Genomic DNA, 12627 nt, shown 5'->3' on the forward strand with positions numbered 1-12627 from the left:
AACCAGATCTGGATTACCATTATTAACAACTAAAGAAACATTATCAATATTTACTTCCCCAACATCTGCTCCTAAATCAAAAATTACCCTTGCATCTGTAGCACCAAAATCTGTAGCTGTTAATGTTAATGTATATGTTGAAACACTAGATGTTATGTTTACTGTTTCTGTATTATTATTCCATGGATCTGCACTTAATCCTATACCTGCTATGATAGATCTGTTTACATCTGACCAAGCATCAAAAGTTAATGTATATGTGTTACCTTGAATTATTTCTAACTTTTGACTAACATTTACATCGTATGGATTTCCTGCTGTTGTTACGTTTACAGAATAATATGTGTTACCCGAATTGGTTACTACTGGAGCAGAAGTACTATCATCTACTCCTATAATCCATGGTGAACTTCCGTTTTCAAAATCTCCATTAACTATTAAGTTTGGACCTGTTGGACCTGATGCCTGTCTGTAATAGTATATATTATCAATAAATACTGTACCTGACCCTACGAATTTGAATTGGTGAATATCGTCCATTGACAATCCTTGTGAAGTGAAATCTGAAAGAGGAATATTAAAACTATTCCATTGATCTGCAACTAAATCTAAAGTTACTTGTTGCTCTCCTGTAGCTATACTAATTGGGAAAACTTGAATATTTGGCGCATCTGCAGTCCACACATCAATATGTAAATATTCCATTGTAGAAGCATCTATAGTTTCACCGTACTCTATACCTTGATAATTTAAATTACTATATTGAATCGTTGCATCACCATTAATGTCTAACTCTGTATAAGTTGTTGTTTGCCCCCAATTTGGGTAATAATTTGTGCCTGCAATATTATCATAGTAACCTGAGTAAATTGATATCACATCTGCATCTGCTCTAGCTGGTTGTGTTGGAGCAGCATTAACAGGTTGAAGTATTGCTGTAACTTCAAAATCTTCTGTATAAATTGTAGTTTCGATAGCTGCACTAAACGCTGTTACTGTAATAGTATATATACCAGCATCTGCATATTGATAACTAACTGGAGATTCAAAATTTGTCATTATTGGATCACTACCGTCTCCAAAATCAACTTCATAAGACAATGCAAAATCTGCATCTGCATCAATGTTCACTTGTTTAGAGATTGTTGTGTCATTTTCTATAGTAACCACTAAATTTTGAGGTGCTTGGAAAGAGACAACTACTTCTTGTGTGACAGATGTTGTTTTTCCATTTAATCCTGTTGCCACGATAATGGCGTTATAAACACCTTCTTCATATGTGTGTTGTGTACTTTGACCTGGATTTAAATCTTCTGACAACTCAGAGTCATCACCATAATTTACTTTGTAACTAACAGCTCCTTCACCTAATGGTGTAATTGTTACTAAACCTGTATTGTCTTGTGTTACGGTTATTAATGCCGAAACGTTTTTTGGTGCTTCAATTTGATTTACAAAATCTGTATCATCATCTTCATTTGCACATGTAAACACTAATAAAACTGCCAAAAAGGAAGTAAGGATGTACTTGAAATTTTTCATTTTTCTAATTTTTTAATTAATAACCTGGATTTTGTTGCCAGCGATTACCAGCTAATTCTATTTCGATACGAGGAATAGGGAATAAAACATTAACGTCTGGACTAAATCCTTCAATTGTATTTGTTTGATTAGTTCTAACTTGATCAAAAAATCTATGTCCTTCTCCTGCTAACTCTAATCTTCTTTCATTCCATATTGCATCTGTAAGTGCTGTACCAGAAAGATTAATATCGTGCGCACCACTTCCCATATCGTTAAACGCTCTATCTCTAACTTGATTTAAATAAATTCTAGCTTGAGAATCACTTATATCACCTCTATTATATGCCTCTGCTGCCATTAACATTACATCTGATAATCTAATTGCTCTGTAGTTATTGCTGTGAGTTAAGTTAACATCTCCTGCGTTAGACTCTGCATATGGAATATATTTTTTATTGTAGTACCCTGTATAATCCAAAGGGTTACCTATATCAAATGTTACATCTGGATTTGCAGCTATAAACTGATCCATATTTAAAATACTAGCATCTCTTCTTAAATCGTCAGTTTCAAAAGAATTGTATAATTCTTCTGTTGGTGGATTAAAACTAAAACCAGATGTATATGGAGAATAGTCACCTCCGTTAAACCTTGGTCCCATAAATCCTACAGCAATATTACCTTCTACACATTGAAAGCAATCAAATCCACCACCTTCTCCTCCAAAGTATTGAACTTCAAATATAGATTCTTCATTGTTTTCATTTGAATTTAAAAATATCTGATCAAAATCATCAACTAAATCATACTGTCCTGAATTGATAACTTGATCTAAAACAACTACAGCTTCTGAAAATTTTTCTTGGTATAAATATATTTTTCCTAATAAAGCTAATGCTGCTCCTTTAGTTACTCTACCTTCTTGACCTTGCACCCAAGGTAAATCTTGTATTGCTGTATTTAAATCTGCTTCTAGTTGAGCATAAACTTGTGCTTTAGGTGTTCTGTCTATTGATTGTGTTTCTTCAATTGTAATTCTTCCATTTGTATATAGCGGAACATCTCCAAAGAATTTTACTAACTCAAAATAATAGTATGATCTAAGAAATAAGTTTTCTGCTAATAGCTGATTTTTACCCGCAAAATTTGTTTTATCTTTAAATTCTACTATATAATTTGCTCTACTAATTCCAGCATACATCCATTGCCAGATGTTTCTTAAAGCTGGATTATCTGCAGTGTGAATCATATCATCTATCTGTTGCCACTCTAATACATCTGTTGGATTTTCTCCGCCACACAGACTATTGTCTGAGGCTATTTCTCCTAAAATATTATTTAAATACGTTGTTGATAATAAATCGTAGACACCTATTAAAGCATCTTCATAGTCTGATTGAGAATTAAAATAATTTTCTGTATTCTCTTGACCTTCTGGTAATATCTCTAAATAATCATCACATGAATAGAATGAAAAAATTAGACCTATTACTAAACTTAATATTTTTACTTTTTTGTTCATAATCTTTGATTATTAAAATGAAACATTAATACCTGTTGTAAAGGTTCTTGTTTGTGGATATTGACCTAAATCTACACCTGCACTATTAGGATCACCATTTGAAATATCTGGATTATACCCACTGTAGTCTGTGAAAGTGTATAAATTATTAACAGCTACATATAGTCTTAACTTAGTTAAATTTATTTTTTCTAAAACTGACTTTGGTAAAGAATAACCTAACTGTACATTTTGTATTCTTAAATAAGAACCATCTTCTACATAAAAAGAAGAAAACAACCTATTATTTGCTGCATTAGTAGATGCTCTTGGAACAGTATTAGAAGTTCCTTCTCCTGTCCATCTGTCTAAATAAAAGTCTGGCTTATTACTATAAGTTAAAAAGCGCTCATAACTTCTAACAATATCATTTCCTATTGAAGCATATAAAGTTGTACCAAAATCAAAACCTTTATAATCTAAGTTTAAATTTAATCCCATAGTTACATCAGGTATTGGATTACCAATCATTGTAAGGTCATCTTCACTACCAAATTCTATTACACCATCACCATCTACATCTACATAACGTAAATCTCCTGGTTGTGCTCCTGGCTGTACTGCATGCGCATCAATTTCTGCTTGATTTTGAAAAACACCATCTGTTTGTAGTCCATAAAAAGCACCTATTGGTAAACCTTCTTGAAATCTTGATGTGTTTTGATTTAACCCAAATAATCCTCCTGGTATAAAACCTGCTGCATTATTAACCTCTAAAGCTTTATTTTTAACACTAGTTAGATTATAACTAACACCAAATCTTAAATCTTCAGAAAAATCATGATTAAAGCTTATACTTAAGTCTATACCTTTATTTTCTATTGTCCCTGCATTTACAACTGGTGGAGAACTACCACCTGCACTTGCACCTAAAAGACCTGAAACTTCTGGTATTAGTAATAAATCTTCTGTACGTTTTACATAGTAATCTGCAGTTACATTTAATTTACTATTAAACATCGAAAAATCTATACCTATATTAGTTTGGTAGTTAGTTTCCCATTGTAAATCAGGATTAGATAATGCACCTGTTGCATTACCAAAGGATAACAGATCATTAAATGGATAACTAGCTTCTCCTGTTGTACCTTGTAAAAAACCAATCCATCTATAATCACCTATTTTGTCGTTACCTGTAATACCCCAACTTCCTCTAAGTTTTAGTTTATTAAATAAGCTTGATTTAAAAAAGTCTTCGTTTGAAACTAACCAACCTGCAGATAATGAAGGAAAATACCCTACTCTATTATTTGGTCCAAATCTAGTAGAGGCATCTCTTCTAAGGATTCCTGAGAACATATATTTACCTAAATAATCATACTGAAGTCTTCCAAATAAAGAGTACCATCGAGATTCACTTCTTCCATCTGCACTAGTAACTAAACTTTGAGTGATTACATCATCTTTTAATTGGATTATTGATTGTGTATTTTGTAAATATGCATTATCCCAAGTATCTGGACCACTAACTAAAGGACCAGAGCCAAAAAAACCTTTATATTTTACACTTCTGATTGAGGTACCTAATAACCCTGTAAAATTATGATTACCAAACGATTTATTATAGGTTAAAAAGTTTTCCCAAGTATAGTCAAAGCTATGTTGTGAGTTTTCTGCAACAGTACTATAAACATCTCTTAGTCCATCATTATTTCTATCTAAATCAAATTGATTTGGATTATTTGGATCTAGAAGTACATTATTAACTACTTTATTTGGTCCATAATATTGCAATGGATAATATTCTCTTCCTCCAAAATCAGAGTAATTAAAGTTTAATCTAGAATTAATTTTTAAATCTTTAATGATATCATAAGATAGCTCAATTTTACCAGTAAATCTATCTGCTCTTCCTTCGTTAAAAGTATTATTAATTAAAGCTAGAGGATTAATAATTTCATTACCTTGTTCTGTACCAATATATTGATACCCATTTGAAATACCCGAACCATCTGTACCATCAAAAACTGGTGTTAATGGAGAAGCGTTTAAAGCATAATACAATGCAGATCCTCTTCCTCCTTCAGGAATACCCTTACTTCTTATATTAGTATAAAGTAACAGAGTGCTAACATTAAGCTTATCTGTTAAATCTACACTTAAATTATTCTTTAGTGTCCATCTTTTATAATTTGATTTATCTGGTGCTATAATACCATCTTGTGTAAAATGTGTTGCACTAAAACCATATTTAACTTTTTCTGATCCTCCTGTTGCACTTAAACTATGACTTATTATTGGAGCTGTGGTAAATAATTCGTCTTGCCAATCTGTATCATTATTTAAAGCACTTAAATTAGGGTACGGTATAGAATTGCCATCAATCGCTTCATTTTCATTTACATAGGCTGCATATTCATTTGCATTCATTAATTCTATTCGGTTTTCTGCTTCTTGAATAGACACAAATGAATTATAAGAAAACTGTGTTTTTTGATTTGCTTTACCTGTTTTTGTTGTTATTAATATTACACCATTTGCACCTTGTACACCATATATAGCTGTACTAGCATCTTTAATAACATCTATTTTTGCTATATCATTTGGATCAATAATACTTAAATCGTTACCAATGTTTACACCATCAACAATAACTAACGGACTATTATCTCCGTTAGTAGTAATACCTCTTACTCTTATGTTTAATGCTGCACCTGGTGAACCTGAAGAAGAATTTACTTGTACACCTGCTGCACTACCTTTTAAAGCTTCTTCTATTCTTGTTGGGTTATTTTCAACAATTTTATCAGAATCTAAACTAGTATAAGCACCAGAAACAAGTTCTTTTCTTTGTGATCCATAACCAATCACTACGACTTCTGATAATGACTCTACATTTTCTGTAAGAGCTACATCAATGTTGTTACCATTATTAACAACTATTTCTTTGGTTTCAAATCCTAAATAAGAAAACACTAGTGTTTCTCCTTTTTGGACATTGTTAATTGTATAGTTACCGTCAAAATCTGTAACTGTACCTTTTGTTGTATTCTTTATTACAACACTAACTGTGGGAAGCGGTAATCCATCTTGTTGACTGGTTACAACTCCTGAAATGGTATACTCTTGCGCATATGCACTAATAGCAAAAATGGAGAGTAAAACCGAAAAAAATATTTTTTTCATTTTTTATATATTTTGAGCTTTTCTCAAAATTAACCTCTTTCATTAACAAATTCTTAATATTTAGCGCTACAAAAAACATACATGACAAAAAAAAGTTTAAAAAATGTTAAAAAACATAGTGATAATTTAACATTTGAACGATTTCGCCTTTTAAAAGTTTATTTTTTACAATTATAATTTTAAAGTAGATGTTGTGGTATTGTATAGTTATTTTTAACAGTTGTAGTGTTTTACAACTCTAAAATATAATCTGTTAAATTTGTTTCATGAGGTAAATCCATCTTTTTACGCAAACGATATCGTTTAACCTCTACACTTCTTGGTGAGATATTTAAAAGTGGCGCAATTTCTTTTGAAGATAAGTTAAGACGTAAATAAGCACATAGTCTTAAATCATTAGATGTTAATTTTGGATGTTTAGATTTTATCTTTTTTAAGAAGTCCTTATCTGCATTGTTAAAAGCTTCTTCAAAAAGCTTCCAGTCGTCTTTATTGTTAATGTTTTTATCAATAATTTTAATAACAGGCTTAAGGTTAGATGTATCTACTTTTTCTGTTAACTCGTTTTTTATTGTATTAAGAAATTCATTCTTTTTAATCAAACTCATAGTAGAAACAGCTAATTCACGGTTTTTACTTTCAATTTCATTTTTAAGTTTTTCGTTATTAAGCTTCATTAAATGTTGCTTATTTTCTAAGTCTTTTAACTCTAGTTCTCGTTGTGTCTTTTGAAGTAGTTTTTCTTTTTGTTTTCTATAATAAAGCTTGTATAGATAATTTACCAATAATAAAACTACAAGCGCTGAAATAAGATATACAAAAACCATTGTGGTTGATAAGTACCAAGGTTTTTCAATACTAAAATTATAAACTACTGCTTCTTTAACATCTTTATCTCCTACTCTAGCCTTTACTTTAAATGTATAATCACCAGGTGGTAAATTTTTATAAGAGATACTAGATGTATTACTCCAATCGCTCCATTTTTCATAAAAACCTTCAAGTTTTGTAGCAAATTCTGCTTCTAAGTACTTGTCATATTCTGCAATACTGTAACTAAACTCTATATTATTTTGTTTATTTTTAAATATTCCATTTTCAGAAATGTCTATAAGTTCTTTTTTACTTGAAAGCGGATTTATGTTTATTTCATTAATATGAACATTATAAGCACTTGCTTCAAATTTTGAAATATCTAATATCTTATAACCTTTAGAGGTTCCTAAAATGAATTTATTAGCAGAAATACTTGACACACTTTCATAACCTGAAATATTCTCTCTTAGAGAATTTGACAAAGGAATAAACGTGATTTCTGGCTCATTGCTTAATTTACCTGGCTTGATATAGTTAATTCCTTTTTGGGTAAACATCCATAAGGTATTGGTTTTTTGATCAGAAACTAATTTTCCTGAAGCATATCCTTGTTCTTCAAATAAATTTGAAAGAATAGTATCCTTTTTAAATTCTAGTTTATCACCACTAGAGACAAAAACTCCATTTTTTGAAGCGTAATAGATTTTCTGATTGTGTTTAGCTATTGAAGAAAATAATCCTTTTCCTAAAAAATTAAGCTTTTGGACTTTACTAATTGACTGATAATCATCATTTATATCTATTTTAAAAACGCCTTTATATTCGTGATTAACCAAAACTTGATTTTTGTCTATAAAAACTAAAAATCTAGATGAATTATTAAATCCATTTATTTTATTTCTAAACCTCCATTTGCCATTTTTCTTTTCAAGTATATTAAGCCCATTATAATTACCCTGTAAAAGCAAATTAGGCTGGTTTTTAATTGGTAAAATTCCCCAAGTACCATCAACACTTGCTATAGATTGAGCTATATCATTTTCAATTAAAAAAGTACCTCTGTTATGACCACAAAATAATTGGCTATCAATCACTTTTAAACACCAAACTTGTCCTTTTGTGTTTTCTATAAACTTAAAATTATGATCTTTTTCGTCTCTATAAAACAATCCTTGATTTGTACCTAAATAAAGCTTATTATTAAATATAATTGATGTGTAAACGGTACCTAAGTCTCCTTTTTCGTCATTAAAAATTAAAAATGGAGATTCCATATTAACACAACTAATACCATTATCCATTCCTAGCCATAAATTATGGTCTACATCTTCAAAAACAGATAAAACAGTATTATTACCTAAGCCATTTTCTTGTTCAATTTTATTAATAATCTCTCCGTTGGTACTTAGATGAATGATACCATTAGATATCGTTCCAATAGCTAGTGTTTTATCATTCAATTTTAAACTACTATACACCGAAAATCCGTCTAGTATATCTGAAAATTTTGATAACTGATTATTCTTTAGCTGAAAAACACCGCTATTTTGAGTTATTACTAAAAAGTGTTCTTTTACAGGAAAAAAGCCAACTACAATGTCATTTAAAATTGCTGCATCGTTGGAAATCAACTTAGGTTTGCTATTCTCAAAAGCAAACAAACCCTTTGTTTTATCTTGAAAATAAATAGCATTATTAACTTTAAACATCTTTAAAATAGACTCTTCAGAATCTATGATATTAAAAGTTTCATCCGATATATTATAAATATAGATTCTATCTAAAGACTGAAATAACAACCAATTATCCAAGCTTTCTATATTCCAAAACTGCTCATCTTCTAGCAACTTTTCTTTAATTTTTGAAGATAAAGACGTGTACTGCAAATCTCCTATTTCAGTTTTTTGCCAAAAACCAAATTCCATATAACAACCTGTATATATTTTATCTTCTAAAACATGTACAGATCTAATTACAGTTTCGTTAGGTGAATTGTATAAATTCCAATTAGCTCCGTTAAACTCTAATAAGCCTTTAGAGTTAGCAACGTAGATATATTTATCTGAAGATTGAGATATATCCCAATTTTGATTTGCTGCGTTATATTGTTTAGGTGAATAATATTGTATAGGTGGTAAATTTTGAGATTGCACTACCATAACAACAAACAAAAAACCAATGTTCACAAGGGTTTTAATATGTTTTAACCTAGAAGTATAATTACATTTTTGCATATCACAATATACAAAATGTATGGTTAAATTTTAAGGTATTAAATTGATAGTCTTACTTCCCGATACAAAAAGTAAAGTAGTACTGTATATCAGTTAGTTATGGTTATTGGGCAACAAATAGGCAACAATAAACTATAAATAAGAGATAATAAAAGCAAGTAAATGTAGGGAGATTAGAACGAATTGATAAGCGAATATAAACCTTTTTTCTTTGTTTTAGCCCTCAAATTAAGTGCTTGGTACTTTGGTAACTCTTCGCAGAATACATTGTTGTATGGCTTTGCATAACCTCTTCTGACCATTATTTCATTAAGCGTTTTGCCATTTGGCAAAATTATATAAGCTAATGTTCTTCCAAAAGCATCTGTAAGATTTGATTGTTCTTGAATTATAGTAACGCTTGTTTGTGGTTTGGCTTTTTTTAGTAAAAACTTCATTGACTTGTAACCCAGTTCAATTAAATATGTGCCTGAGATATTCACTTCTCTTTCATCTTGCTTTAATTTTCTGCATAGTTTAATCTCTGGAGCATCAATACCTAATAGCCTAACTTCTTCTTCATCATTTGTGAAAATATTTTTTACGATTAGTCCGTCTCCATCCAAAACTTTAACCACTTCATAGTGTGTTCTTATCCTTGTTTGTTTATTAGCACTTGTTTGCATTTGTTTACGTTTATTAACGAATTGATATTCAATATGTTAGGTTTATCTTTGTAATAGTAAGAATTATTATTAACATTTAAAAATTTAAAGAAATGGCAAGACAGAAAGGTCCCCTAAAATATGTCGGTACTCTTGGAGATATTAGACATTTTAAAATTAAAGGAAATGAAGGTTATTTTGCAGGTTTGACTGGTGGTCCAACTGCTGAACAAATTGCAACTGATCCCGCATTCCAAAGAACTCGTGAAAATATGAACGAATTTGGTGGTTGTGCTATGGCAGGTAAATCCGTTAGAGTTGGATTAGCAAGTCTAATGAAAAATATGGCAGATAGTCAAGTGACTGGAAGATTGACTGCTATAATGAAGAAAATCAATTTAGAAGATGGTTCAGAAGCCAGAGGTAAACGAGCTGTGTTGATTTCGACAGTGCCAAACTATTTGAAAGGATTTGACTTTAACAGATTCACTTCTTTCAATGGTGCTTTTAATGCTCCGTTCACAATTACTCCTGCTGGTTCTCGTGATAGTTCAACTTTGGATGTTCCCGCATTCAATCCGTTGAATTACTTAAACATACCAGCCGGTGCAACTCATTTTAGAATTATCAATGCTATTTCAGTATTGTCTGATTATGAGTTTAACACTACTACAAAGGTTTATGAGCCTAAAGAAGCAAGTTTGAACGAATTAAAAGATGTTCAGTATTCTGCCTATTTACCTGTTGATTCAGTTACTGCATTAATTTCATTGGTTGCTACATTACCAGGTTCTCCAACTATGACAACTGATGTAAGTGTTTTAAACTCTATCGGTATTGAGTTTTATCAAGAAGTAGGTTCAAACTACTATGTGTTTGCACAAGGTAACGCCTTAAAGATTTCCGAAATATTCTAAGATGCCATTTTAGAGATTTATGGAATTAGAAGAAAGCCTGCTCATTTGAGTAGGCTTTTCTTTTTGGCACTTTGTAGGGTTTGCATTTTTTTATTAAGACGGTGCAATCTTATTGGGCTAAAATATGCCTTATACAGTACTCAAATATGAGTAGCCCTAGGAATACCTCTTTTTAGAAATATAGCGATAGAAAACCGCCCTACGTGCATCATCAATTAGTTTTAGGTTGAGTTTATAAACCTTTTCTTGTTCTTCTAAAAGTTGTAAGGCTTTGACTGACTTTTTGAAAATAGAAATATCATTATTTGCCTGTTCAAATCCGTTCAAAATGCCTTGTTTAAGGTCATTTTTTGTGATGAACGGAATAACTGAACCTTTTAAATAGTAATGAAAGGATTTTGCACGCCATAGCCCAAAACATAGCCAATATAACTGCTCTTTAGCTTCCTCTGTGGGTGCTATCAAAATAAAGCAATTCGGGCAAGGTTGTTTAAGTGGCTTTCCGCTGTTCATCCCTTTGTTCAAAATGTAGAAATGTGGCTTTTCAGTTTCGGCTGCTGGTCTGTAAGTTTTGAGAGTGAATTTTGTCATTTTCCGAGAATTTTAGTTGGCTTCCGAAATCCCCTTCACAAAATTTTTTGACAAAGAAAAAAACGAAAAAAAAAGAAAGCCATCTCATCAGGTGGTGGAGATTGGACAAGCAAGTTTTTTGGGAAAAATACTACCCGATAGGGTGGAGATTTTTTTCAAAACCCGTAGGGCTTGAACTTGAAGGGCCAATTGTAACCACCTACATTTGCTATCTTTTTTATTCTTTTGGCATAACATTTTTTACTTACTCTCTTATTTGTAAAATGCTTATTTGGTTGTTCAATTCCTTTGGGGAAATATGACCAGAAAAAAAATAAACTATACCTATTCTAAAAGCGTGGGCTGGTGTGTGGCAAGTGTAGCGATTGAAAGAAACGGAACTAAATGCGGTGGGATGGAATGAAGTAATACTGTATGCATTGCAGGGTTGCAGACTTTGCAAACTTTACAATTTACTGCAAAGTTGTTGTGCGGTGGGCTTGCATACGGATTGCGTAATGGAATAGTGTGTCGCTTAGTGGAGTGTAGAGAATGAGCTACTCTTGCTTGCATTATTAGGTGTTAGTGGGTATATGCAATGAAAGAATGTAGGCACGAAATGAGAGAATGAAATGTACCTACTATAAACCGACATTAACTCATAGTTTATTTTTTTTCTGACCGCTGAAAAGGGTGGTTGGGGAATTGTGGTCTTTCGGTTGGTGAAGTAGGTTTAAAGCGTTGGCAATGAGCGGATACTTAACATAATGTTATTATAGGACATAGGCTTTAGCCCGTAATGCAATGAAGCCCTTGTGGTATGTACTATAATGCCACATTATGTTAATGTAGCTTTGGGTTGTTATTTTCTGGCACAAGTTGCACAGAGCGGTACTTTGGAGTGCATACGCCTTTTTGCTTTTGTGTGGTGGCATAGCTCTTTACTACCGAAGGAACGAGGATATTAATGGGCTATAATTAGCGTTGGATTGCAAAAAGTGTGACAGAAAATAACAACTGTAGCGTTGGAAGAGCGGAAGCCTATAAAAAGACAGAGGAGTTATGAGGCACGAATAACGTTGGATTTTTATAGGCTGGGGAAAGAAACCTACGGAACCAACCGTTATTAAAGTCGTGCCTGTGGCACACCTTATTATTTATCCGTAATAAAAACCAAAGATTATTTTTACCGAAGTCAGGTAGTTTATCACCTTCAAAATGAGGAAATATTTGAG

At 31.6% G+C, this 12627-nt stretch carries 7 protein-coding genes; 1 reads left to right on the plus strand and 6 read right to left on the minus strand.

The window, feature by feature from the left end; translation table 11 throughout:
* The 5 genes from WA327_RS13050 to WA327_RS13070 form a co-directional block, all read right to left on the minus strand.
* A partial coding sequence (locus WA327_RS13050; protein ID WP_336070433.1) for a carbohydrate binding domain-containing protein occupies positions 1-1542 on the minus strand: 1542 nt, incomplete at its 3' end.
* A gap of 16 nt (positions 1543-1558) precedes the next feature.
* Positions 1559-3046, minus strand: a complete 1488-nt coding sequence (locus WA327_RS13055; protein ID WP_336070435.1) for a RagB/SusD family nutrient uptake outer membrane protein — start codon at positions 3044-3046, stop codon at positions 1559-1561.
* A gap of 12 nt (positions 3047-3058) precedes the next feature.
* Positions 3059-6211, minus strand: coding sequence for a TonB-dependent receptor (locus WA327_RS13060; RefSeq protein WP_336070438.1), 3153 nt, complete (start codon positions 6209-6211; stop codon positions 3059-3061).
* Between the two features lie 230 nt (positions 6212-6441).
* Positions 6442-9213 (minus strand): triple tyrosine motif-containing protein, encoded by a 2772-nt coding sequence (locus tag WA327_RS13065; protein ID WP_336070439.1) that lies wholly within the window; start codon positions 9211-9213, stop codon positions 6442-6444.
* A 221-nt stretch (positions 9214-9434) separates the two neighbouring features.
* Positions 9435-9926, minus strand: coding sequence for a thermonuclease family protein (locus WA327_RS13070; RefSeq protein ID WP_225604085.1), 492 nt, complete (start codon positions 9924-9926; stop codon positions 9435-9437).
* A gap of 92 nt (positions 9927-10018) precedes the next feature.
* On the opposite strand from WA327_RS13070, the gene WA327_RS13075 reads away from it, so the two are divergent.
* Positions 10019-10822: a hypothetical protein gene (locus WA327_RS13075; protein ID WP_225604084.1), complete on the plus strand. Its 804-nt coding sequence runs from the start codon at positions 10019-10021 to the stop codon at positions 10820-10822.
* A gap of 156 nt (positions 10823-10978) precedes the next feature.
* Here WA327_RS13075 and WA327_RS13080 read toward each other — a convergent pair whose 3' ends face one another.
* A complete protein-coding gene (locus WA327_RS13080) occupies positions 10979-11413 on the minus strand; it encodes a DUF6943 family protein (protein WP_225604083.1) in 435 nt (144 codons plus the stop codon).
* Positions 11414-12627 lie beyond the last annotated feature (1214 nt).

It is taken from the genome of Mesoflavibacter sp. CH_XMU1404-2 (assembly GCF_037029465.1).
Lineage (GTDB): Bacteria > Bacteroidota > Bacteroidia > Flavobacteriales > Flavobacteriaceae > Mesoflavibacter.